The sequence below is a fragment of the Pseudomonas sp. GW823-FHT01D03 genome (genome assembly GCF_058798255.1).
The window spans coordinates 5,557,847-5,582,322 of record NZ_JBXAKK010000001.1; the positions used below are offsets into that span (position 1 = coordinate 5,557,847).

Sequence of the window (24,476 nt, forward strand, 5' to 3'; positions counted from 1 at the left end):
ACTGCCGGACATGAAAAAGCCCTGATCTTGCGATCAGGGCTTTTTTGTTGGCCGTGTCGCGTCCTGAATAAGGTTTACACCTTCTGACCAATCTTCAGGAGGATTCAATGGATACCGGAAAAAGGCGGAGCCAGCGCGATTACACGCTAGCTTTTAAATTGTCAGTCGTAGATCAAGTCGAAAAAGGCGAGTTGAGTTATAAAGAGGCTCAACGGCGCTTTGGCATTCAAGGCCGGTCCACGGTACTGGTTTGGTTACGCAAGCATGGCCGACAGGACTGGAGCCAAGGCGCCTCAATCCGAGCGCTGCGGAGCAGGCCGATGACCGACCCCAACCTACCGCTGACACCCGAACAGCGGATCAAAGAGCTTGAAGAACAGTTGGCGCTGAGCAATCAGAAGGCCCAGTTCTTTGAAGCTGTCGTGAACGTCTTGAAAAATGATTACGGTGTGTCCATCGTAAAAAAGCGACCCGGCAAGTCCTCTCGCAAGGGCAAATCCAAGACCTGAGCATTACCAGGGCTTGCCTGTTTATGGGCATTTCGCGCCAAGCGTATTACAAGCGCAACCGAGCCTTTGACGCGAGAGTTTGCCAAGACCAGCAGGTAGTGGAATTCGTTCTGGAAAAGCGTCGGCGCCAGCCGAGGCTTGGGACGCGCAAACTGCACCACCTGATGCTAATTGAAGCCGCAACAGCGCTACGTGTCGGTCGAGACCGCCTGTTTTCCATCTTGCGAGAGGCGCGAGAGCTGGTTCCTCGCAAACGTGCTTATCATAAAACCACGCATAGCCATCATCGCTTCCGCCGTCACCCCAACCTACTCAAAGCTGGCCCGGAACAAGTTGTAGCCAGCAGACCTGAGCAGGTTTGGGTCGCAGACATTACCTATCTCCCAACGCGGGAAAGTGTCGCTTACGTTAGCCTGATAACAGACGCGTACTCACGCAAAATCGTGGGTCATCATGTGCACAGCAGCCTGCATACGGAGTCGGTGGTCAGGGCGCTGCAGAAGGCTGTTAGTCAGCGAAAATCCAATCAACCGCTCATTCATCATTCAGATCGCGGAGCCCAGTATTGCTCTGATTTATACCAACGGATGCATACCCGGCATGGAATCAGGTGCTCAATGACTGACGGTTATGATTGCTATCAGAACGCTATGGCGGAGAGGGTAAATGGGATTTTGAAGACTGAGTTTTTGCTACATCGCCCCAAAGACCTGGCGGATGCAGTGAAAATGGTGGATGAATCGGTGCAAATCTACAACCGGGAGCGGCCGCACTTATCCCTGAAATACAAAACGCCCGATGCGGTGCATCGGGCGTTTTGAGACTGAAACAGGTGTAAACCTATTTCAGGACTAGACACCGAAAATTCTCCCGACCACTGGAGATCCATTGTGGGAGCGGGCTTGCTCGCGAAGACGGACTCACATTCAACATTAATTTCGACGGAAAGGACGCTTTCGCGAGCAAGCCCGCTCCCACAGGGAGGGCGATTCAGGGTTCTATGCCCAATTCGTGTTTGACCAGCCCCAGCAGCTTCACCGTATCAATCGGCTTGAGCAGAAAATCCACCACGCTCAGGTGCATCGCGGCAATGGCGTCTTTCACATCGGCATCGCCGGAAACAATGATGATCGGCAACGCCGCCCGCTCCGACTCACGCACCTGCCGAATCAAATCCAGCCCACCGACATTGCCCATGCGCAAATCAGTGATCACCAGCCCGATCGAAGGTTTTTCGTCGAGCATCTTCAGCGCGGTTTCGCCACTGGCCGCGGTCATGCAACGAATGCCATCCAACGCGAGTATCTCCGACAACAGCTCCCGGGCGTCCTTGTCGTCATCGACGATCAGTACACGTTGCGGCGGCAAGTCGGGTTCGAGCATTACAGCGCTGAGCGCTTCACGCTCGGCGTCGCTCAAAATATCGTGGTCGGACATGGCATTCTCTACGTTTTCAATTCAGTCACCTGGCACAGTCGTCAGACATCGCTAAGCAGAGCTTCAATGTGCACTTCGTCGGATTTTTTTCCAAGTGGCTGGCGGAGGAATTTCCGACTGTTTTTGTAGGGCACTTCCTAAATGTGCCGAACGGCAGCCCAAACCTAGACTTACGTCCAATGGGCACCCCGCGCGCAGGGGCCGACCATGGCTGCAACGATCCGACAACAACAATTCGAAAAAGACTGCGGTAATGGTTATGAGTAAAGCGGACGCCTTCACCCAGGCAGGGAAAACCGCGGTGTTGCAGAACATTCAGGGCACTCTGCAATTCCTCCAGCGCTTCCCGCCCTTCAATCAGATGGAACACGCCCACCTGGCTTTTCTGGTGGAACAATGTCAGCTGCGTTTTTACGGCCAGGGCGAAAGCATCATCAAGCCCGCCGACGGGCCGGTCGAATATTTCTACATCGTCAAACAGGGCCGGGTGGTCGGCGAACGCCAGCACATCACCCGGCCTGGCACCGAAACCACCTTCGAGATCACCACCGGCGAATGCTTCCCGCTGGCTGCGCTGATTGGCGAACGGGCGACCCGCACTGAGCATCTGGCCAGCGAAGACACCTTCTGCCTGCAACTGAACAAACCGGCGTTCATCAAGCTGTTCGCCCTGTCCAACAGCTTCCGCGATTTCGCTTTGCGCGGGGTCAGCAGCCTGCTCGATCAGGTCAATCAGCAAGTCCAGCAGAAAGCCGTGGAAACCCTCGGCACCCAGTATTCGCTCAACACCCGCCTCGGCGAATTGGCGATGCGCCATCCGGTGACCTGCAGCCCGGACACGCCACTGCGTGAAGCGGTGAAGCTGATGCACGAGCAACAGGTCGGCAGCATCGTCGCGGTGGATGAGCACAAGGCGCCGCTGGGGATTTTCACCCTGCGTGACCTGCGCGAAGTGGTCGCCAATGGCAGCGGTGATTTCAGCGAAACCATCGAGCGGCACATGACCTGTTCGCCGTTCTTTCTGTCGCCCGATCACAGCGCCTTCGACGCGGCGATTGCCATGACCGAACGGCACATCGCCCACGTCTGTCTGGTCAAGGATCAGCGCCTGTGCGGCGTGGTTTCCGAGCGCGATCTGTTCTCGCTGCAACGGGTCGATCTGGTGCACCTGGCCCGCACCATCCGCAGTGCCCAGCGCCTCGAACAACTGGTGAGCCTGCGCGGCGAGATCGGCCAACTGGTCGAACGCATGCTCGCTCACGGTGCGTCTTCGACGCAGATCACCCACATCATCACCCTGCTCAACGACCACACTGTGTGCCGGGTGATCGAACTGACCCTCGCCGAAAGAGGCGACCCCGGCGTGCCGTTCAGCTGGCTGTGTTTCGGCAGCGAGGGCCGGCGCGAACAGACGCTGCACACCGATCAGGACAACGGCATTCTGTTCGAGGCGCGGGATGCGGCACACGCGGCGGAGATTCGCGGCAAGCTGCTGCCACTGGCCCAGCAGATCAACCAGAGCCTGGCGCAGTGCGGCTTCAGCCTGTGCAAGGGCAACATCATGGCCGGCAACCCGGAGCTGTGCCTGTCGCGGGCGGAATGGGCGCGGCGCTTTGCGGCGTTCATTCGCGAGGCGACGCCGGAGAACCTGCTGGGATCGAGCATTTATTTCGATCTGCGGGTGGTCTGGGGCGACGAGAAAGGCTGCGCGCAACTGCGCCGGGGGATTCTCGATCAGGTCGGCGACAACCGTTTGTTCCAGCGCATGCTGGCCGAGAACGCGCTGCGCAATCGTCCGCCCGTGGGGCGTTTCCGCGAATTTGTGCTGGCGCGCAAGAACGGCGAGAAAGCCACCCTTGATCTCAAAGTCCAGGGCCTGACGCCCTTCGTCGACGGCGCACGCCTGTTGGCGCTGGCGCATGGCATCGAAACCAACAACACTTTGGAACGCTTGCGTCAGCTGGTCGAAAAAGAGGTGATCGAACGGCTCGATGGCGCGGCGTATGAAGAGGCGTATCACTTCATCCAGCAGACGCGCATGCAGCAGCACCAGATCCAGACCCGTGAGAATCTGCCCTGGTCGAACCGGGTCGATCCCGACAGCCTCAATCATCTGGATCGGCGCATTCTGCGTGAATCCCTGCGCCAGGCCCAGCGCCTGCAAAGCAGCCTGGCCCTGCGGTATCAGCTATGAGCCTGTTCTCGTGGCTGCGGCCGGCCAGCCCTCTGCTGTCGGCAGACCTGCAACAACGTCTGGCACAGCTGACAACCATCGGCGAACTGAAAGAATGCAGCCTGCGCGAACAGCGCTGGGTGGTGCTCGATCTGGAAACCACCGGGCTGAACCTGAACAAGGATCGCGTGCTGTCGATCGGCGCGGTGGTGATCGAAGACGGTGCAATCGACTTCAGTCAGCAGTTCGAGCGCACCCTGCAGTGTCGGGAGCTGAAACTCAGCCCGAGCGTGTTGATTCATGGCCTGGGGCCGAATGCGATTGCCGCCGGCAGCGACCCGGCCGAGGCGTTGCTGGAGTTCATGGAGTTCATCGGCGACAGCCCGGTGCTGGCGTTTCATGCGCCCTTCGATCAGCACATGCTCGGACGCGCATTGAAGGAACACCTGGGCTACAAGTTGCAGAATGTGTTTCTGGATGTCGCGGACATGGCGCCGTTGTTGTGCCCACAGGCAAATATTCGCGAGGCCGGGCTGGATGAGTGGATCGACTGGTTCAAGCTTGAGGTGTTCGAGCGGCACAACGCGAGTGCCGATGCGCTGGCCACGGCGGAATTGGCGTTGATCCTGTTCAGCCGGGCGCGGCAGCAGCAGATTCATAGTCCGTTGAACCTGCAACAGCGCTTGAGTCAGTGGAAACGCCGTCAGCAGGCGCCTTCCTTCTAGATCTTCGGTGCCGGTACTGGCCTCTTCGCGAGCAAGCCCGCTCCCACACTGGAATGCATTCCCCCTGTGGGAGCGGGCTTGCTCGCGAAGAACGATGATGCGGTCTTCCTGATACCACCCGACCAGTGGCCAATTGCTAACCATTCCCACCTCTGCGAGAATCGCGAACAATTCTCGTTGGTTAACATTTCCCAATCGGTGCGTCTGGTGTCGTCAGTCCCAAGCCCTCACAGTGAACTCGTCGGTGCGTTGTATCGCGACCATCGCGGTTGGCTGCTGAGCTGGTTGCGGCGCAACGTGGCGTGCCCGCAGCGGGCCGAAGACCTGAGCCAGGACACCTTCGTACGGCTGCTCGGTCGCGATGAATTGCTGACGCCGCGCGAACCGCGGGCGTTTCTGGTGGCGATCGCCAAGGGCCTGCTGTTCGACTACTTCCGCCGCGCCGCGCTGGAACAGGCCTACCTCACTGAATTGATGCTGATCCCCGAAGGCGAACAACCTTCGGTGGAAGAACAGCAACTGATCCTCGAAGACCTCAAGGCCATCGACCGCCTGCTCGGTAAACTGTCGACCAAGGCCCGCGCTGCTTTCCTTTATAACCGCCTCGACGGCCTCAGCCATGGCGAAATCGCCGAAAAGCTTGGAGTCTCAGTGCCGCGCGTGCGGCAGTATCTCGCGCAAGGCATTCGCCAGTGCTACATCGCCCTGTACGGTGAGCCGACATGAATCCGGCCAGCTCCAAACCGGTCTCGGCCCAAGTGCTGGACGCGGCAATTGCCTGGCAGTTGTCACTGGATTCCGGCAGTCCGCTGGAGCGCGAGGAGTTCGCCAAGTGGCATGCGGCCCATGAAGAACACGCCCGCGCCTGGCGCCAGCTGGGCATGCTCGATCAGCGGTTCAACGTCGCCAATGGCCCGGCCCGCGCGGCCTTGCTGCAATCGCGCGAAGGCATTCGACGCCGTGTGCGCAAGCTCGGCAGCGGATTGGCCAGTGTGGTGGCGGTGATCGGGCTGGCGCTGTTTGCCGGCGATCGCTACCTGCCGCTGGATTACTGGCTCGCCGATCAACGCACCGCTACCGGTGAGCAGCGCACGGTGCGCCTGGCCGATGGCACCCTGCTCAACCTCAACACCCACAGTGCAGTGGATGTGCGCTTCGATGCCCGGCAGCGGCTGATCGTATTGCAGGAAGGCGAAATCATGGTCGAAACCGGTCACGGTGATGCGCGGCCGTTCATCGTCGAGACCCGCGAAGGCAGCATGCGCGCGTTGGGCACGCGGTTTCTGGTCAAGCGTGAAAACCAAGGCACACGCTTGAGCGTGTTGCAGTCGGCGGTGGCGGCGCATCCGCAAAGTCATCCTGGAGAACAGATCCTGCGTGAAGGCCAGCAAGTGCTGATCCGCAACGACGGCCTCGACGCGGTCGCCGCGCTCACGCCCGGCGCCGATGCCTGGACCCGCGGCATGCTGGTGGTGGACAACGCGCGGCTGGAAGATCTGGTGAATGAGCTTGGGCGCTACCGCCGAGGGCATCTGGGCGTGACGCCGGAAGTCGCCGACCTGCGCATCACCGGCAGCTTCCCGCTGCACGACACTGAAAAGGCCCTGAGCGCCCTGCTGCCGACCCTGCCGGTGCAGATCGAGCGGCATACGCCGTATTGGGTCACAGTGGCGAAGGCTGATAACAAGCCTTAAAAAATTCGTTGTCAGGGAAATAGCTATCGCGAGCAGGCTCACTCCTACAACTGGAATGCGTTCCCCCTGTAGGAGTGAGCCTGCTCGCGATAGGGCCACCCGCCACACTCGAAAATTCCGAAGCGGCCGCCCCTTTCCAAGTTAATCGAAATTATTTTCATCCAGCCCTATCACTTTTCAATTCTCGTCCGGCACACAGGCAATTGAGAAATATTTCCATTCAGGAGCCTTCGCATGTCCCGTCCGCTAGACACCTTGTTGCGCCCCAGTCTGTTGGCCATCGCCATTGCCCTCAGCGCGCCGCTGCTCAGCAGCCCGTTGCTCGCTGCTGAACAGGCTTCTAGCGTGCGCGCCTACAACCTGCCGGCGGCGCCGCTGTCGACCACGCTGAACCAGATCGCCAGCCAGGGCGGCCTCGCGTTGTCGCTGAACCCGTCGCTGGCCGCCGGCAAGACCTCAGCGCCGGTCAACGGTCAGTACGACGCCGCTGGTGCTCTGCGCGCGGCGCTGCAAGGCACCGGTCTGCAACTGGAACAAAGCAGCACCGGCACCTACACCTTGGTTGCAGTGCCGGAAGGGACACTGGCGCTGCCGGAAACCGCAGTAATCGGTGTGGAAAACCTGGAAACGGCCTGGGGTCCGGTCGAAGGCTACACCGCTACCCGCACCGCCGCCGGCAGCAAGACCGACACCGCGCTGGTCGAGGCGCCGCGCTCGATCTCCGTCGCCACGCGTCAGCAAATGGACGATCGCAGCGTGCACAGTCTCGATGACGCCGTGCGCTATATGCCGGGCATCACCGCCAGCAGCTACGGCAGCGACACCCGTATCGACTGGCTGCGGGTGCGCGGTTTCGAGCCGACTCAGTTCCTCGACGGCCTGCCACTGCCAAGAGGCGTATACGCCAACCCAAAGCCTGAAACCTGGAACCTCGACCGCCTCGCGCTGCTGCGCGGCCCGGCCTCTTCCGTCTACGGCCAGACCCCGCCGGGCGGCCTGCTGGACATGGTCAGCCGGCGTCCGAGCAGCGACGCCAGCAGCGAAATCCAGTTGCAGTACGGCAGCGACAACCATCGTCAGATCAACTTCGCCAGCACCGGCAAGATCGACGACGCCGGGCAGTTTCTCTACGGCATCAGCGGTGTGGTGCGCGACAGCGACACGCAGATCGATCACATCGAAAACAAGCGCTACAACATCGCGCCGAGCCTGACCTGGAACATCGATGACGACACCAAATTCACCCTGCTGACCCAGTTCACCCGCGACGATACCGGTGTCACCAGCCAGTTCTATCCGATCCAGGGCACCAAGATCGACATGCCGTTCGGCAAGATTTCCCATCACAAGAACCTCGGTGACCCGGACTACGACTTCTACGACCGCACCTACTACGCACTTGGTTATGCCTTCGAGCATCGCCTCAACGACGTCTGGCAGTTCAAGCAGAACCTGCGCTATACCAAGTCGGACCTGTCGTTCCAGACCGTGACCGTCAACAGCTACAACACGGAGTACGCCGGGTATACGGTTGACGACCAGGGCAATGTCGGGCGCGGCACCACCAACGTTGATGAAGACATCAGCCAGTTCGCCGTGGACAACAACTTCCAGGCCGACTTCGCCACCGGCGACATCCGCCATACGCTGTTACTTGGTCTGGATCACCAGCGCAGCAACACCAATTACACGTCGATCTTCGGCACCGCGCCGGACATTAACGTCAACAACCCGATCTACGGTCAGCCGATCACCCGTCCGCCGCGCTCTTCGGCGTTCTATGACTATGACCAGAAGACCTACCAGACCGGCCTGTACGTACAGGACCAGATGGCCCTCGACCAGTGGCGCCTGACCCTCGGCGGGCGTGAAGACTGGGTGCACACCAGCACGCAGTTCATCAACAAGGGTGACGCCACCAACACCCAGCGCGACAAGGCGTTCAGTGGCAACGCGGCGCTCAGCTACGTGTTCGACTCAGGCTTCGTGCCGTACCTGTCGTACGCCGAATCCTTCCAGCCAACCAGCGGCGCCGACGCCACCTCCACCGGTTCGCTCAAGCCGACCGAAGGCAAGCAATGGGAACTGGGCATCAAGTACCAGCCGCCGGGCAGCAAAACCTTGCTCAGCGCTGCGGTGTATGACCTGACCCAGAAGAACGTCGCGGTCAACAGCATCGTCAACAACGTGACCATCACCAGCCAGACCGGTGAAGTGAAGGTCAAAGGCCTGGAGCTGGAAGCGGTTTCGGACGTCACCGATAACCTGAAAGTCATCGCCGCCTACACCCTGGCCAAATCCGAAGTGCAGAAAGGCGTGGACAAGGGCAATCGCCTGCAACTGATGCCCAACCAGCAAGCTTCGCTGTGGACCGACTACACCTGGCACAGCGGCGTACTCGACGGTTTCGGCATCGGCGGTGGTGTGCGTTACACCGGCAACACCTATGGCGACAAGGCCAACACCTGGCTGGGCAAGGCGGACGCCTACACCGTGTTCGACGCCTCGGTGCATTACGACCTCGGCCGCCTGGACAACAGCCTCAAAGGTGCGTCGCTGGCAGTTAACGCCACCAACCTGTTCGACAAGGACTACATCTCCACTTGCGACGGCTACTACTGCTACTACGGTGACCAGCGCAGCGTCGTCGCCAGCGCCACTTACAAGTGGTAAGCGCGTGAGCTGAAACAGGTTCTGTCACCAGGCCGTCCCCCGTGGACGGCTTCGGTGTTTTTGAAGGTCATGAGATGAAAAGTAAAACAATTCGCCGCTGGTCGTTCATCCACACCTGGACCAGCCTGATCTGCACTGTGTTCTTGCTGATGCTGGCACTGACCGGTCTGCCGCTGATTTTCCACCACGAGATCGAGCATCTGCTCGGTGACGCACCGCAAGTGCGCGAGATGCCCGCCGACACGCCGCGCCTGAATCTGGCGCAACTGGTCGAGGCCGCAGAACAACATCGCCCCGGCGAAGTGGTGCAGTACTTCGGTTTCGAAGACGACGAGCCCAACGCCGTGCTGACGATCATGGCGAAAACTGCCGGCACCGAACCGAACTCGTCGCACACCTTCATGCTCGATGCGCGCACCGGTGAAGCGCTGGAAACCCCATCGGCCAACGGTGGCCTGATGTTGTTCATCCTGCGCCTGCACGTCGACATGTTTGCCGGGCTGCCGGGCAAGTTGCTGCTGGCGTTCATGGGGCTGCTGTTCGTGGTCGCGATCATCTCGGGTACGGTGCTGTACCTGCCGTTCATGCGCCGCTTGCAGTTCGGCACCGTGCGTCAGGACAAGTCCACCCGCCTGCGCTGGCTCGACCTGCACAACCTGATCGGCGTCGTCACCCTGACCTGGGCCTTGGTGGTCGGCGTCACTGGAGTGATCAGCGCCTGCGCTGACCTGCTCATCGCCGCGTGGCGCAATGACACGCTGACCGCCATGGTCGCGCCCTATCGCGATGTCCCGCCGCTGACCCGCCTGGCCCCGGCCACCCGCCTGCTCGACATCGCCCGCGACGTGGCGCCGGGGATGAACCCGGACTTCATCGCCTTCCCCGGCACGCGGTTTTCCAGTGAGCATCACTACGCAGTGTTCATGAAGGGCGGCACGCATCTGACCTCGCACCTGCTGACGCCGGTGCTGATCGACGCCAGCACTCTGCAAGTCACTGCCGTGGCCGAGCGCCCGTGGTATATGGACGCCATGGGCATGTCGCAGCCGCTGCACTTCGGCGACTACGGCGGCATGCCGATGAAGATCCTCTGGGCGACCCTCGACGTGCTGACCATCATTGTCCTCGGCAGCGGCGTGTACCTGTGGGTGGTACGGCGTAAAGCGGCGAAAACACTGCCAGCGGAGGCTGCTGCATGAAGCCGCGTCAGACCAATTTCTGGAAGGTCTTCAGCACCCCGTTGGTGATTGCGCTGCTGAGTGCGGCGGGATTGTTTTCGGCGTTGCTGGGGGATGGGATCTGGGATGCGTTGAGCTGGGTCGGGTTGGGTGTTCCGGCATTTCTGGCGATCAAGGGGTTGCTGCGACGCGGGTGATTTCCGTGTCGCCTGACAAGGCCTCTTCGCGAGCAAGCCCGCTCCCACAGGGGATTTGTGAACGAAACAGATCCAATGTGGGAGCGGGCTTGCTCGCGAAGGCGGCCTGATGAACACCAGCAAATCCCTCGCCAGCCGCTCTGTATCTGACTAGGCTAATCTCCTGCTCTTCGATGACCACCGAGGTTTGCCAATGTCCGCCCCCAGCATGACCCTGTTCCACAACACGCTTTCCCCGTTCGTGCGCAAAGTGATGGTGCTGTTGCACGAGACCGGTCAGCAGGATCGCGTCGCCCTGCAAGACTGCGTCCTCACGCCGGTCAGCCCGGACACCGCGCTCAACGCCGACAACCCGCTGGGCAAGATCCCGGCGCTGCGTCTGGCGGACGGTAGCGTGATCCATGACAGCCGCGTGATCCTCGAATACCTCGACCAGCAACACGTCGGCAATCCGCTGATCCCCCGCGAAGGAGCGGCCCGTTGGCGGCGTCTGACCCTGGCCTCGCTGGCCGACGGGATCATGGACGCCTCGGTGATGGTGCGTTACGAACTGGTATTGCGCGCCCCGGAAAAGCACTGGGACGAATGGCTCGACGCCCAGCGCGAGAAGATCCGCCGCGCCCTGGCCTATCTGGAAAGTGACGCCATCGCCGAGCTGACCAGCCATTTCGACGTCGCGGCGATCAGCGTCGCCTGCGCACTGGGTTACATCGATCTGCGCCATCCGGATCTGGACTGGCGCAGCGCCAATCCGCAACTGGCCAACTGGTATTTCGAGGTGAGCCAGCGACCGTCCATGGTTGCCACCATGCCCAAGCTTTAAATCGGCGGAGCCTGTTCTGGCCTCATCGCGAGCAGGCTCACTTCTACAGTTGACCGCATTCCCCTGTAGGAGTGAGCCTGCTCGCGATGGCACCACCTGGGTTCCGGCGGCAGCGCTGCAACAATCAGCGTCAGCAAAACCTCGACCTGCCGCTGATCCTCACGCAGCCCGCTCATTGCATCGCACCCACATCAAATTCCAGCGGCTTGGCCGGCTTCTGTCCGATCCCGTACCAGTCGAGTTTGCGCGTCAGCACCATGAACACCCCGAGCAGGCCGAACAACAGCAGCGAGCCCATCAGCAGCGCGTAATCCTCGGCGCTCAGCAGGCTATACAGCAGACCATACAACGCCGCCAATCCCGCGGAGAAACTCAGACCGTGACGCACGCTGTGCAGCACGTGGCAGACATAAAACCCGATCAGCAACACACAGCCACTGGCCGACAACAGATACGCCAGGGCAAAGCCGATGTGCTCCGACAGCGACAGCAGCAACAAGTAGAAGAACGCCAGCGCCACCCCGACCAACGCGTATTGCACCGGGTGTACTGCCAGACTCTTGAGCACTTCAAACAGGAAGAAACCGGCGAACGTCAGGACGATAAACAACAGCGCATATTTGATCGCCCGATCGCTCTTCAGATATTGATCCACCGGATCGATGAAACTCACGCCGAAGCTGCGCCCGTTGAACGCCTCGCAGTCATTGCCCAGCACGCAGCGGTTCATCGCTTCCTGCAGGTTGGTGGAGAAAAACGTGGTCTGCCAATCGGCGCTGAAACCCTGGTCGCTGATCTCGCGTTTGCCCGGCAGGAAGTTGCCGACGAAGCTTGGGTGCGGCCAGTTGGCAGCGAGGCTGACTTGGCTGGTTTTACCCACCGGCAGCACCTGCAGCGAACCGGTACCTTGCAGGCGCAGGTCGAAACCGAAGGTCAGCTCGGTGGCGTTGCGAGTGTCCAGTGCCGGCAACGTGACCCGCACACCCTCGCCGAGCCAGCCGACCTGAGTGCCGGGGACGAAATCCAGACGCTGGCCATCAAGTTCCAGTTTCAGCGCGTTTTCGATGCCGCGAATATCGCTGATGCCCACCGCCAGAAACGGCGCATCGAACTGGTAATCGGCAAAATCTTCCTTGATCCCCAGCTGCGCCGGCAACGAGAAATGCCCGTTGATGCGATTGTCGGCATGGAACAGTCGCGCTTCGTAAATACCGCGATTGCGCAGCTCGGTCTGCACCTGGCCGTCGAGTTCGAAACGCTCCGGCAGAAAGTACAAACGACCGCGCTCTTCGCCAAGCTCTTCATAGCGCTTATTGGTTTTCTCGTTGGTCTTCCAGGTACGCACCACCTTGCGGTACGGCACCACCATCACCGGCCCGCTCAGTTGCTGGCTGTAGCTGGAGCTGCGGGCAATGTCTTCGAGCACGCCGTCGCGCAGTTGCTGGCGCTCATCGATGATGCCGTCGATCATCAGCAGCGGTATCAGCAACAGCAGGATCAGCAGGGCAATCGCCCCGAGCTTTATGGTCAGATTCTTGTTCATGGGACTCTCCCTGTTTGGATGGGCAGAGTCTGGTTGGGCTGTGTGGGGGGAATAAGGAGGGAATATGGAGATTGTGTGGAGACTGTTATGGCCCCATCGCGAGCAGGCTCACTCCTACAATTGATCGCGTTCCCCTGTAGGAGTGAGCCTGCTCGCGATGGCGGCGACACAGTTTCAAGGCAGGCGCAATATCACTTCCACACCGCTCTCGACATTGCGAATCTGCATCGACCCACCGTGCAACTTCACCACTTCCTCAACAAAATTCAGCCCCAGCCCGGTGCTTTTGCGCCCACTGTCCGGACGCGGCAGCGAGTAAAACCGTTCACTCAAGCGCGGCAAGGCGTAATCGGGAATCGCCGACGCTTCGTTGAACAAGCGCAACTCGACCTGCTCCGCCACACGTTCGGCACTGAAGCGCAGTAACCCGGTAACCGGGGTGAAATCCAGCGCATTCTCCAGCAGATTGCCCAACGCCTGGCGCAGCAGAAACGGCTCGCCGATCAGCAGAAGATCTGGCGCAATCGTCTGCTCGACCTTGAGCCGCCGGCCTTCGATGCGCGCGGCCTGCGCCCGCAACAATTCATCAACCAATGCCGCCAGCGGTACCGCCACGCGCTCCTCAAGACCTTGGCGCTGCTCGACTTGCGCCAGATTCAACAGGCGCTCGATCAGTTGCTGCATCCGCGCGCTTTCACTGTCGATGTTGCCGACAAAGCGCAGGCGCTGGATCGCTGGCATGTCACCCTGCAGCAACTCCGCCGCACCGCGAATTGCCGCCAGCGGACTCTTCAATTCATGGGTCAGGGTGTGCACATAGCGCTCGACGTAGGCCTTACCTTCCAGTTGCGTGCGCATCTGCTCCACCGCTGTGGCCAGTTGTTCCAGTTCGCCGCCACGGTAGTGCGGCACTTCAACCCGCCGCCCCTCGCTCACCGCTTGCGCATAACCGGTCAAACGGTGCAGCGCGCGGCTCAGCCACCACGACAGCAAAGCGCCGAACAGCAGACCGAGGCCGATCAGTCCGGCGCCGTAAAACAGCAAGCGCCGCTCGGTGCGATCGACATAGGGTTGTAATGAACTGTTGGGCTTGGCCACGGTAACCACGCCGATGATCCGGCCGTTGTCACGGATCGGCGCGCCGACGTGCATCACCGAGGAGTTCGCATCATTCGGATCGCTGCGGCTCGAACGAGCGCCGTACTCACCTCGCAAGGTCAGGTAAACGTCGTTCCAGCGCGAGTAATCCTGCCCGACCGCCACGCCGCTGGAGTCCAGCACCACGATGCCTTTGGCGTCGGTGACATAGATGCGGTGGTTGACCTGATTTTTCGGCAAGCCCCAGATAGTCGCCTGCGGCTGGCGCTCGCCATACGCGCGCAGCAATTCGGGCCAGCGGTTCTCGCTGAGCGTGCCGGCCTTGAAATCATCACGCAGGATTTCCGCCATCAGGTTGGCGGTGTCGACCAGGGTTTCTTCGGTGGACTGACGCACGCCCGGGCGGATTTCTTCCATCACCGTGTTGAGCACGAAGTAACCGGTCAGGCCGACAAACAGCACATACACCAGAAAAATCCGCAGCCCCAGCGACATCAGCTGTGCCCCGGGCTGTAGCTGTAGCCGAGGCCGCGATGGGTCTGGATCGGCTCGGCGTCGGCCCGCACCAGGCGCAGTTTGGCGCGCACGCTTTTGATGTGGCTGTCGATGCTGCGCTCGTAGCCGGCGTCGACGGCCACCCCCAGCGCGTCGAGCAATTGCTCGCGACTGAAGACTCGCTGCGGTTGTTCGAGCAGGCATTGCAGCAGACGGAATTCGTGGCGGGTCAGGCTCAATGGCTGGCCGCGGTAGGTGATCAGCACGCGCTCGGGGTCGATGCGAAACAGTGCCGAGGACGCTTCAACCACAGGTCGTGGCGCCATACGCTTGAGAATCGCCCGTACCCGCGCGGCGACTTCCCGTGGGCTGAACGGCTTGACCACGTAATCGTCGGCGCCGATCTCCAGCCCCACCACCCGGTCGATCTCGGCATCCCGGGCACTGAGAAACAGCACCGGCACTTCACTGAAGCGCCGCAGCTGTTTGCAGGTTTCGAAACCGCTGATGTCCGGCAGGCCGATATCGAGAATGATCAAGTCAGCCGGGGTCTGCCGTTGAAACTCCAGCGCCGCCGCGCCGAGGCTCAGCCATGTGGTGGCGAACCCCTCGCCCTGCAGGGCAAAAATCAGCGTGTCGGCAATCGCCGCTTCGTCTTCGACAATCAGGATATGAGGCATGGCGTCCGAGCCCGTGGGTTAAGTGCGCGAACGGTGCCCCAAGCCTGACGTTACGTCAATGAGACCACTTAGCAGTCCGGCTTGTCGGCGGTGAAACGCCGCGCCGGGTTCACTGCCGCGCCGAACTCGCGCAGGGCCTTGGCACCGATCAGCAGCGGGTAGTTGAAGTTGCTGCGGTCGGTCAGGTTGACCTCAACGGTGCGCTTGACGTTGCCCAGACACAGTTCCAGATCGACCACCGGGCGTTTGGCGACTTCGGTGCTGTCGCCCTCGTCTTCTTCATCCGAGCGGCTTTTGATCTTGCTGATCCGCGCGATCTTGTGCTCGTAGACCTTGTTGCTGGCGTCCTTGGTGCCGAGGCGGAAACGCACCCAGTTTTCGCCGTCGCGGGTGAAGGTCTCGATGTCCTTGGCCGACAGCGAGGCGGTCAGCGCGCCGGTGTCCATCTTGGCCTTGAGCACCTCACCGCCGATTTCCGGCAGTGCGATGTATTCATAACGCCCGTACAGGGTCGGCTCGGCGGCCATGACCGGCAGGGCGACGAGGGCAAACAGTGCAAGGAGGAATTTCACGTAAGGGGCTTCCTTGGAAAATGAGGGCGTCAGACGCGAGATTTTAGACAGCCGGCGAGCGATTGGTTCGCCCTTGAGTCCGCCTTCGCGAGCAAGCCCGCTCCCACAGGGGATCCGGGATCTGTTGGAGATGGCATGCACACTGAAGATCCACTGTGGGAGCGGCTTGCTCGCGAAGAGGCCGGCCCTGCCAACACGGTAATCAGCTCCAGCATAGCCAGCCAAAGGTGAAACATTCGTCACCATCGATTTGGCCTCTCACGCGAAGCCACTTATCATGGCGCGCCTATCCGCCTTCATAGAGTTGCTTATGCGCCGCCTGCTCACCGGCTGTTTCGTCACCCTGCTGCTGTTGCTCAACACCCTGATCCTGATCGGGCCGTTGCTGGTCTTTGCCCTGCTCAAACTGGTCGCACCGGGGCGCTGGCGTGATTACGCATCGGGGGCAGTGATGTGGATCGCCGAGACCTGGGCCGAGATCGACAAGCTGATCTTTCGCCTGTGCATCCCTACCCAATGGGATATTCGCGGCGGCGCAGACCTGCGTGGTGACACCTCGTATCTGGTGATCAGCAACCACCAGTCGTGGGTCGACATCCCGGCGCTGATCCAGACCCTCAACCGGCGCACACCGTTCTTCAAGTTCTTCCTCAAGAAAGAACTGATCTGGGTGCCTTTCCTCGGTCTGGCGTGGTGGGCGCTGGATTACCCGTTCATGAAGCGCTACAGCAAAGCGTTCCTGGCCAGGCACCCGGAGCTGGCGGGCAAGGATCTGGAGATCACCAAACAGGCCTGCGAGCTGTTCAAGCGCCAGCCGGTGACGGTGGTGAATTATCTGGAAGGCACCCGCTACACCGCTGCGAAAAGCGCGCAGCAACAGTCACCGTTCAAGCATCTGCTCAAACCCAAGGCGGGAGGTGTAGCGTTTGTTCTGGCGGCGATGGGGGAACAGCTGGATGCGTTGCTCGACGTGACTGTGGTTTATCCGCAGCAGAAGATTCCGGGGTTCTGGGATCTGATCAGCGGTAGCGTGCCGCGGGTGATTGTCGACATCCAGACCCGCGAACTCGACCCGGCACTGTCGCAGGGCGATTACGAGAACGATCCGCTGTTTCGCCAGCAGGTCCAGAACTGGGTCAACCAGCTCTGGACCGAGAAGGATCAGCGCATCGTTGAACTGAAAAGCGAGCGCGGCTGAATCAGCTACCGGCGCCGGCGCCCCAGATATTGCCCAGACTGCTCAGCAGCGAGCCGCCAACGCCCTGCTGACCGAGGTATTGCAGAATCACCGGGGCAAACTGGCCGATCATGCCGGTGTCCATGCCCAAGGCGCTGAACGCATTGTTCAGGTCATTGGTGTCCTTGACGTTGCCCAGGGCATTTTCCAGACCGGCCGACTTGCCCGACGAGCCGAGCAAAGCGCTCAGTGCAGCCAGATTGCCACCGCCGCCGGAGAGTTTGTCGATGCCCGGCACTTCCTTGGCCAACTGCGAATAGTCAGTGTTGCTCAACTGGTTCTTGGCCAAGCCCAGCATGGCACTGGTGCCGCCTACGGCTTGCTCGGGGGTAACATCCAGCGCACTCAGGGCGCTCAACAAACCAGCTGTTTCCGAGGTCGGCGCGGCGGCGGTCGCGGCGTTACCGCCCTGCATGCTTGCAGCCGCTTTGGTCACATCGTCCAGACTGAAGCCGGCAAACACCGGGCTCGCTGCAAGGGTCATCAGTGAAGCCAAGGCAATACCGCGTGAAATCTTCATTCAGACATCCTCTTGCGCTGTGGTAACCGCCCGACGATGAGCGGCAAAACTGCCGGTTTGACCGGGTTCCGGCCGGCATGTTCCTCGCCGGCGCATCCATTTAGTCTTTATCAGGGTGCTGTAGCAGCCCTCTAATTGCCAGAGCCAAAAGATCGCAGCCTTCGGCAGCTCCTACACGATCCCTGCAGGAGCTGCCGAAGGCTGCGATCTTTTGATCTTTTGACGTAAGAAGGGCGACCCGTGGGTCGCCCTTTTTTTACTTACGCCGCACTGAACAACCGATGCGGATCGATCACAAACTTCTTCGGCACACCCGCATCGAACTCGCCGTAGCCTTCCGGCGCCTGGTCGAGACTGATGACTTGCACGCCGACCACTTCGGCGATGTTGATGCGGTCCCACATGATCGCCTGCATCAGTTGGCGGTTGTACTTCATCACCGGGGTCTGGCCGGTGTGGAAGCTGTGGGATTTGGCCCAGCCCAGGCCGAAGCGGATGCTCAGGCTGCCCATTTTCGCGGCGGCGTCCACGGCACCCGGATCCTCGGTCACGTACAGGCCCGGAATACCGATCTTGCCAGCGACACGCACCACGCCCATCAGCGAGTTGAGCACGGTAGCCGGGGCTTCGGCTTTCACCCCGTCATGCCCGTGGCCGCGCGCTTCGAAGCCCACGCAGTCCACCGCGCAATCGACTTCCGGTTCGCCCAGCAGTGCGGCAATCTGTTCGTGCAGCGGCGTGTCCTTGGACAGGTCGACCACTTCAAAACCCTGAGCCTTGGCGTGCGCCAGGCGGATGGTGTTGACGTCGCCGATGATCACCACCGCCGCCCCCAGCAGACGCGCCGAGGCCGCAGCGGCCAGACCGACCGGGCCGGCGCCAGCGATGTAAACGGTGCTGCCCGGGCCAACGCCCGCCGTGACTGCACCGTGATAGCCGGTCGGGAGGATGTCGGAGAGGCAGGTCAGGTCGCGGATTTTCTCCATGGCCTTGTCGCGATCCGGCAGTTTCAGCAGGTTGAAATCGGCGTACGGCACCAGCACGTATTCGGCCTGGCCGCCGGTCCAGTCACCCATGTCGACATAACCGTAGGCACCGCCGGCACGGGCCGGGTTGACGGTCAGGCAGACACCGGTGTGCTGCTCCTTGCAGGAACGGCAGCGCCCGCAAGCCACGTTGAACGGTACGGAAACCAGGTCGCCGATCTTCAGGTTTTCGACGTCGGAACCCTTTTCGATCACTTCGCCGGTGATTTCGTGGCCCAGCACCAGACCGGTCTGCGCCGTGGTACGGCCGCGCACCATGTGCTGGTCGGAGCCACAGATGTTGGTGGACACCACACGCAGGATCACCCCATGCTCGATCTTCCTGCCGCGCGGGTCCTGCATTTTCGGATAGTCGATTTTCTGTACTTCGACCTTGCCAGCGCCGAGATACACCACACCACGATTGCCAGACATGCTTTCACCTCGCTGTTGTTTTTATGGAACCGCGTTGCCCAGGCAGGCAGCGCGTTAAGTGCTCGGGTTATTGCTTGTTGGTTTTGCGTTGTCAGTTATGGCCTCTTCGCGAGCACGCCCGCTCCCACAGTTGATCTTGGGTGTGACAGAGACCTGTGTTTCAACACAAATCCCTTGTGGGAGCGGGCTTGCTCGCGAAAGCGATCTAAAGAACGACAGTTCTATTGGCGTTCAAAAACACCCTTCGTTCGATGTGATACCCAACCGCCCGGGCCAAAGTCAGCCCTTCGATATCCCGCCCCTTGGCGATCAGGTCTTCCGGATAGTGACTGTGATCCACCGCCTCGACTCCCTGGGCAATAATCGGCCCCTCATCGAGATCGTTGTTGATGTAATGCGCCGTCGCACCGACCAGCTTCACGCCCTTGTTGTAGGCCTGGTGATACGGCTTGGCGCCCTTGAACCCCGGCAGCAGCGAGTGGTGAATGTTGATCGCCTTGCCATCGAGCTTGCGGCACAGCTCCGGCGACAGCACCTGCATGTAGCGGGCGAGGATCACCAGTTCGGCGCCGGCCTCCTCGATCACCTGCCACACCTGACGCTCTTGCGCCGGCTTGTCGTTGGGGTCGAGGGGGAAATGGTAGTAGGGAATCTGGTGCCAGTCGGCCAGCGGCTTGAGGTCCGGATGGTTGGACACCACCGCCGCCACGTCCATCGACAACTGGCCGATGCGCTGGCGGTAGAGCAAATCGTTGAGGCAGTGATCGGCCTTGGAGACCATGATCACCACTTTCGGCCGGTAGTTCGGCGCGGTCAGCTCGAAGACCATGCCGAATGCCTCTCCGCGCTCGGCGAGGCCGGCACGGAAGGACTGCTCGTCGAAGCCGTCGGGCTGACGGAATTCCACGCGAATGAAGAAACGACCCGAGAGCCGGTCATCGAACGAATGGTGCTCGGTGACGTAGCAACCCTGCTCGAACAGAAAACGCGTCACCGCGTCCACCGTGCCGAGTACGCTGGGGCAGTCGGCGGTCAGAATCCATGTGTCTGGGGCGCGGCTCATGGTGCGGTGACTCCTGTTTCAACATCTGTGAGCAGAGTGAACTCTGTGGCGAATGAGTTCTGTGGCGAGGGAGCTTGCTCCCGCTGGGTTGCGAAGCGACCCTAAAATCAGCAACCGCGTTCTTCCAGAAAGAATGCGCTCGCAGTTTTTTGCGACTGCTTCGCAGCCGAGCGGGAGCAAGCTCCCTCGCCACAAGAAGCAATCGCGGCAACCACTTAGTGTTACGCCTGAACGCTAAGGCCGTACTCGGCCGACGCATCCTGCAACCACAACCACCAGTAATCCGAAAAGCTGCGACGGATCAGCAGTTCCCAGGTGTCTTCGGCGGTGTGGCGGATCATCAGCTGCGACTTGGCGAACACCGTGCCCACTGCTTTGCCGACCGGAAAGTTGTTGGGGTGCACGTCGTAGCTGGTGGATTTCATCAGCACCTGACGCACGTTCGGCCCACTCAGTTCGAGGACTTGCTGGCCGCCGCTGACGTTGACGATCGCGATGTGCAGGTCGCCCAGCGCTTCGCGCAACCTCTGCTCGGCAGCGAATTCTTCACCGCTTGGCACGATCAGCAGCCACTCGTCCGGCCCCATCCATTGCAGGCTGGTTTCGCCTTTGACGATCACGCTCAGGGCGCCGGGCAACTCAATGCCGAGGGCCTTGTGTACGCCGGCGGCAAACGCTGCATCGTGGCCATCGCCACGAATGGTCAGGTGACCGAGGAGTTTCTTTTCACGCACGATCACGCCGGCGTTCTTGCGACCCTTGCCGACCAGGCTGGCGAGGTCGGCATGGTGCAGCGACGACTCGGCGCGGGCCCCGGTGGTCGGGCGTTGCTGGTAAACATTGGCTGTGGTCATAAAGCACCTTTATCAATTCTGTTGGTTCCGGTCCTTGTGGTGGCTGTACTGCCGCCTTCGCGAGCAAGCCCGCTCCCACAGGGGACTGATGCCTGACACAAATTCCATTAACAACCCGGAACCTGTGGGAGCGGGCTTGCTCGCGAATCGATCAGACGACTCGCACCCACTGACACCCCACAGTCCCCAGAGCAGTCAGATGTTCTGCCGATCCCCCTTCGGATCGAAGAACACCGAAGAAACAATCTCCGCCTCGATCACGCTGCCATCGGCCAGCGGCGCAAACACTCGCTCACCGAGGCGATTCAGACCGCCCTTGACCACGCCCATGGCAAACGAATAACCGAGGGAGTTGTGCGCGTAGCTGGAGGTCACGTGGCCGACCATGGTCATCGGGATCGCCTGCTTGGTGTTGAACACCAGTTGCGCACCTTCCGGCAGCCACACGTTCGGATCGATCGGCTTCAGGCCCACCAGTTGCTTGCGCTGATCCTTCACGCAGTCTTCTCGGTTCATGCCGCGCTGGCCGATCCACGAGAACGGTTTGGTGCGACCGACGCACCAGCCCATGTTCAGGTCGTCCGGGGTCATCGAGCCGTCGGTGTCCTGGCCGACGATGATGAAACCTTTCTCGGCCCGCAGGACGTGCATGGTTTCAGTGCCGTACGGCGTCAGGTTGTACTGCTTGCCGGCCTCGACGATTTTCTCCAGCACGCCCATCGCGTAGTCGGCCTGCACGTTGACTTCGTACGACAGCTCACCAGTGAACGAGATACGGAACACCCGCGCCGGCACGTCGCCGACCAGACCTTCTTTCCAGGTCATGAACGGGAAGGCTTCGTTGCTCAGATCAATGTCAGTCACGGCGCTGAGCAGCTTGCGGCTGTTCGGCCCGGACAGGGTCATGGTCGCCCAGTGGTCGGTGACCGAGGTGAAGTAGACCTTCATCTCCGGCCATTCGGTCTGGTGGTACAACTCCAGCCATTGCAGCACGCGAGCCGCGCCGCCCGTGGTGGTGGTCATGACGAAATGGTTGTCGGCCAGACACGCCGTCACACCGTCGTCGAAGACCATGCCGTCTTCTTTGCACATCAGGCCGTAACGCGCCTTGCCCACATCGAGCTTGGTCCAGGCGTTGGTGTACACGCGGTTGAGGAACTCGCGGGCATCCGGGCCTTGAATGTCGATCTTGCCCAGGGTCGAGGCGTCGAGCAGGCCGACGCTGTCACGCACAGCCTTGCATTCGCGTTTGACGGCGGCGTGCATGTCTTCACCGTTTTTCGGGAAGTACCATGGACGTTTCCACTGGCCGACGTCTTCAAACTCGGCGCCGTTTTTCAGGTGCCATTGATGCAGCGCGGTGTAGCGTACCGGTTCAAAGATGTGCCCACAGTGACGACCGGCCACGGCGCCGAACGTTACCGGCGTGTAGTTGGGGCGGAACATCGTGGTACCCATCTGCGGGATGGTCACGTTCAGCGAACGCGCGGCGATGGCCAGGCCGTTGACGTTGCCGAGCTTGCCCTGGTCGGTGCCGAAGCCCAGCGCGGTGTAGCGTTTGACGTGTTCGACCGACTCGAAACCTTCGCGGGTCGCCAGTTCGATGGCGGCGGCGGTGACGTCGTTCTGCAGGTCGACGAATTGCTTCGGCGCACGCGAGGTGCCCTTCTCGTGCGGCACCTGGAACAGCGCCAGGGTCGCTTCTTCGAGACGGCTCAGGGCCTTGGGCAGCGTGCCTTCGACCACCGCGAAGCCGGCTTCACTGGCAGCACGAGCGCCACCTTCAAAACCATCGGCCAGCGAATCACCGAGACCGTAAACACCGTTGATGCCACCGACGCACACACGTTTCTGCGGTGCTTCGCCCGGTACGAAACCGAGGATGTCTTCGCGCCAGATCGGTTTGCCACCGAGGTGCGAAGCCAGGTGCACCACCGGGCTGTAACCGCCGGAACTGGCGATCACGTCGCAGTCGAGCCATTCGCCCGGGCTGGTCACGGTGTGCGCTTTGACGTCAATTGCGGCGACGCGGGCAGCGCTGACGCGCTTGCTGCCACGGGCCTCGATCACGGCGCTGCCGGTGAGGATGCGAATGCCTTTGGCGCGGGCTTCTTCCACCAACGCGCCACGCGGATTGCTCCGTGCATCGGCGATGGCCACCACTTGCAGGCTGGCGTCGAGCCAGTCCAGCGCCACGCGGTAGGCGTGATCGTTGTTGGTGGTCAGGACAAGTTTTTTGCCCGGCGCCACGCCATAACGGCGCACGTAAGTCGAGACCGCACCGGCAAGCATGTTGCCCGGCACGTCGTTGTTGCCGTAGACCAGCGGACGCTCATGGGCGCCGGTCGCCAGCACTACACGCTTGGCGCGAACCCGGTGGATGCGCTGACGCACCTGACCGATTGGCGCACGGTCACCGAGGTGATCGGTGAGGCGTTCGTGAATGGTCAGGAAGTTGTGGTCGTGGTAACCGTTGACCGTGGCGCGCGGCAACAGCAGCACGTCCGGAGTGTTCTTCAGTTCAGCAATGACGCTGGCCACCCATTCCATCGCCGGTTTGCCGTCGAGGCTTTCGCGGGAATCGAGCAGGCTGCCGCCGAACTCTTCCTGCTCATCAGCGAGGATCACCCGCGCACCGCTGCGCGCAGCCGCCAGGGCAGCCGCGAGACCGGCAGGGCCGGCGCCGACGATCAGCACGTCGCAGTGCTGGTTCATGTAGTCGTAGGTGTCCGGATCGACTTCGGTCGGCGAACGGCCAAGCCCTGCAGCCTTGCGAATGTATTTCTCGTACGTCATCCAGAACGATTGCGGGTACATGAAGGTTTTGTAGTAGAAACCCGGCGGCATCAGCTTGCCGCCGACCTTGCCGAGAATCCCCATCATGTCGTTGTTGACGCTCGGCCAGCCGTTGGTGCTGGTGGCGACCAGGCCTTGATACAGCGCCTGTTGCGTGGCGCGCACGTTGGGAATCTGCGTGGCTTCGGTGGCACCGATCTGCAGCACGGCGTTCGGCTCTTCGGCACCGGCGGCGAAGATCCCGCGAGGACGCGAATACTTGAAGCTGCGGCCGATGATGTCGACGCCGTTGGCGATCAGTGCCGAGGCCAGCGAGTCGCCCTCGAAGCCTTTGTAGCTCTGACCGTTGAAGGTGAAGCTCAGCACTTTGTTGCGGTCGATCCGTCCACCGTTGGACAGGCGATTGGTCTGGCTCATACCTTCTCTCCCAGCGCCGTCGTGGCTGTTTTCGCCGTATCAGCCTTGTCGGTGAATTGCGGCTTGGTGCCGATCTTGTAGGTTTCGAGAATCTCGTAGGTCACGGTGTCGCGAGTGACGTTGAAGTACTGGCGGCAACCGGCGACGTGATCCCACAACTCGTGGTGCAGACCACGCGGGTTGTCGCGGAAGAACATGTAATCGCCCCACTCTTCATCGGTGCAGGCGTTCGGATCCAGCGGACGCGGGATGTGCGCCTGCCCGGATGCGTGGAATTCCTCTTCGGAGCGCAGTTCGCCGCAGTGAGGACAGAAGATATGCAACATGGGGAT

The 24,476-nt window shown here is 61.1% G+C and carries 21 protein-coding genes; 10 read left to right on the top strand and 11 right to left on the bottom strand.

Annotated features, from left to right (window positions below; translation table 11 throughout):
* Positions 1 to 107: 107 nt before the first annotated feature.
* Positions 108 to 1,330 (top strand): IS3 family transposase gene (locus tag AC1RBR_RS24705; RefSeq protein WP_177325627.1). Its coding sequence is split into 2 segments (ribosomal slippage): positions 108 to 459 and positions 459 to 1,330, totalling 1,224 coding nucleotides; the frame shifts between segments, so codons are not numbered across the junction.
* A gap of 169 nt (positions 1,331 to 1,499) precedes the next feature.
* On the opposite strand, the gene AC1RBR_RS24710 is transcribed toward AC1RBR_RS24705, so the two are convergent.
* Entirely contained in the window at positions 1,500 to 1,946 is a 447-nt protein-coding gene (locus AC1RBR_RS24710) for a response regulator (protein WP_096797572.1), read from the bottom strand.
* 259 nt (positions 1,947 to 2,205) lie between these two features.
* Between AC1RBR_RS24710 and AC1RBR_RS24715 the strand changes: the two genes are divergently transcribed.
* The 8 genes from AC1RBR_RS24715 to AC1RBR_RS24750 all read left to right on the top strand — a co-directional run bounded on the left by AC1RBR_RS24715 (position 2,206) and on the right by AC1RBR_RS24750 (position 11,409).
* Positions 2,206 to 4,140 carry a putative nucleotidyltransferase substrate binding domain-containing protein gene (locus AC1RBR_RS24715; RefSeq protein WP_456018079.1) on the top strand — a complete coding sequence of 645 codons (1,935 nt, stop codon included), beginning with the start codon at positions 2,206 to 2,208 and terminating at the stop codon, positions 4,138 to 4,140.
* The gene (locus AC1RBR_RS24720) at positions 4,137 to 4,844 is read left to right on the top strand and encodes a 3'-5' exonuclease (protein WP_492566967.1); all 708 of its coding nucleotides are present in this window, start codon (positions 4,137 to 4,139) and stop codon (positions 4,842 to 4,844) included. Before AC1RBR_RS24715 ends, AC1RBR_RS24720 begins: the two co-directional genes overlap by 4 nt.
* A 207-nt stretch (positions 4,845 to 5,051) precedes the next feature.
* Complete coding sequence (locus AC1RBR_RS24725) at positions 5,052 to 5,570, top strand: RNA polymerase sigma factor (RefSeq protein WP_480405354.1); 519 nt, start codon at positions 5,052 to 5,054, stop codon at positions 5,568 to 5,570.
* A complete protein-coding gene (locus AC1RBR_RS24730) occupies positions 5,567 to 6,538 on the top strand; it encodes a FecR domain-containing protein (RefSeq protein WP_492566968.1) in 972 nt (323 codons plus the stop codon). Before AC1RBR_RS24725 ends, AC1RBR_RS24730 begins: the two co-directional genes overlap by 4 nt.
* A gap of 234 nt (positions 6,539 to 6,772) precedes the next feature.
* Positions 6,773 to 9,211: a TonB-dependent siderophore receptor gene (locus tag AC1RBR_RS24735; RefSeq protein ID WP_492566970.1), complete on the top strand. Its 2,439-nt coding sequence runs from the start codon at positions 6,773 to 6,775 to the stop codon at positions 9,209 to 9,211.
* Positions 9,212 to 9,285: 74 nt separating this feature from the next.
* The gene (locus AC1RBR_RS24740) at positions 9,286 to 10,410 is read left to right on the top strand and encodes a PepSY-associated TM helix domain-containing protein (RefSeq protein ID WP_492566971.1); all 1,125 of its coding nucleotides are present in this window, start codon (positions 9,286 to 9,288) and stop codon (positions 10,408 to 10,410) included.
* Complete coding sequence (locus AC1RBR_RS24745; RefSeq protein ID WP_096797575.1) at positions 10,407 to 10,586, top strand: hypothetical protein; 180 nt, start codon at positions 10,407 to 10,409, stop codon at positions 10,584 to 10,586. The genes AC1RBR_RS24740 and AC1RBR_RS24745 overlap by 4 nt, the downstream gene beginning before the upstream one ends.
* A gap of 193 nt (positions 10,587 to 10,779) precedes the next feature.
* Positions 10,780 to 11,409, top strand: coding sequence for a glutathione S-transferase (locus AC1RBR_RS24750; RefSeq protein WP_492566972.1), 630 nt, complete (start codon positions 10,780 to 10,782; stop codon positions 11,407 to 11,409).
* A gap of 172 nt (positions 11,410 to 11,581) precedes the next feature.
* Here the strand turns inward: AC1RBR_RS24750 and creD are convergent, their stop codons facing one another.
* From creD to rloA2, 4 genes are all read right to left on the bottom strand, one after another.
* Positions 11,582 to 12,952: a cell envelope integrity protein CreD gene (creD, locus tag AC1RBR_RS24755; protein WP_253151967.1), complete on the bottom strand. Its 1,371-nt coding sequence runs from the start codon at positions 12,950 to 12,952 to the stop codon at positions 11,582 to 11,584.
* Between the two features lie 174 nt (positions 12,953 to 13,126).
* Positions 13,127 to 14,545, bottom strand: coding sequence for a two-component system sensor histidine kinase CreC (gene creC, locus AC1RBR_RS24760; RefSeq protein ID WP_492566974.1), 1,419 nt, complete (start codon positions 14,543 to 14,545; stop codon positions 13,127 to 13,129).
* A complete protein-coding gene (creB, locus tag AC1RBR_RS24765) occupies positions 14,545 to 15,225 on the bottom strand; it encodes a two-component system response regulator CreB (protein ID WP_492566975.1) in 681 nt (226 codons plus the stop codon). The genes creC and creB overlap by 1 nt, the downstream gene beginning before the upstream one ends.
* 68 nt (positions 15,226 to 15,293) lie before the next feature.
* Entirely contained in the window at positions 15,294 to 15,797 is a 504-nt protein-coding gene (rloA2, locus tag AC1RBR_RS24770) for a retropepsin-like aspartic peptidase RloA2 (RefSeq protein WP_166495387.1), read from the bottom strand.
* Positions 15,798 to 16,107: 310 nt separating this feature from the next.
* On the opposite strand from rloA2, the gene yihG reads away from it, so the two are divergent.
* Positions 16,108 to 16,995: a 1-acylglycerol-3-phosphate O-acyltransferase, YihG family gene (yihG, locus tag AC1RBR_RS24775; protein ID WP_492566976.1), complete on the top strand. Its 888-nt coding sequence runs from the start codon at positions 16,108 to 16,110 to the stop codon at positions 16,993 to 16,995.
* A 1-nt stretch (position 16,996) separates the two neighbouring features.
* Here yihG and AC1RBR_RS24780 read toward each other — a convergent pair whose 3' ends face one another.
* The 6 genes from AC1RBR_RS24780 to AC1RBR_RS24805 form a co-directional block, all read right to left on the bottom strand.
* The gene (locus AC1RBR_RS24780) at positions 16,997 to 17,554 is read right to left on the bottom strand and encodes a DUF2780 domain-containing protein (protein ID WP_492566977.1); all 558 of its coding nucleotides are present in this window, start codon (positions 17,552 to 17,554) and stop codon (positions 16,997 to 16,999) included.
* Between the two features lie 260 nt (positions 17,555 to 17,814).
* Positions 17,815 to 19,014, bottom strand: a complete 1,200-nt coding sequence (fdhA, locus tag AC1RBR_RS24785; RefSeq protein ID WP_027610665.1) for a formaldehyde dehydrogenase, glutathione-independent — start codon at positions 19,012 to 19,014, stop codon at positions 17,815 to 17,817.
* Positions 19,015 to 19,219: 205 nt separating this feature from the next.
* Entirely contained in the window at positions 19,220 to 20,077 is an 858-nt protein-coding gene (gene purU, locus AC1RBR_RS24790; protein WP_115986013.1) for a formyltetrahydrofolate deformylase, read from the bottom strand.
* Positions 20,078 to 20,298: 221 nt separating this feature from the next.
* Positions 20,299 to 20,931, bottom strand: coding sequence for a sarcosine oxidase subunit gamma (locus AC1RBR_RS24795; RefSeq protein WP_492566978.1), 633 nt, complete (start codon positions 20,929 to 20,931; stop codon positions 20,299 to 20,301).
* Between the two features lie 195 nt (positions 20,932 to 21,126).
* Entirely contained in the window at positions 21,127 to 24,144 is a 3,018-nt protein-coding gene (locus tag AC1RBR_RS24800) for a sarcosine oxidase subunit alpha (protein ID WP_492566979.1), read from the bottom strand.
* A complete protein-coding gene (locus tag AC1RBR_RS24805; RefSeq protein ID WP_003228964.1) occupies positions 24,141 to 24,470 on the bottom strand; it encodes a sarcosine oxidase subunit delta in 330 nt (109 codons plus the stop codon). The genes AC1RBR_RS24800 and AC1RBR_RS24805 overlap by 4 nt, the downstream gene beginning before the upstream one ends.
* Positions 24,471 to 24,476: the final 6 nt, after the last annotated feature.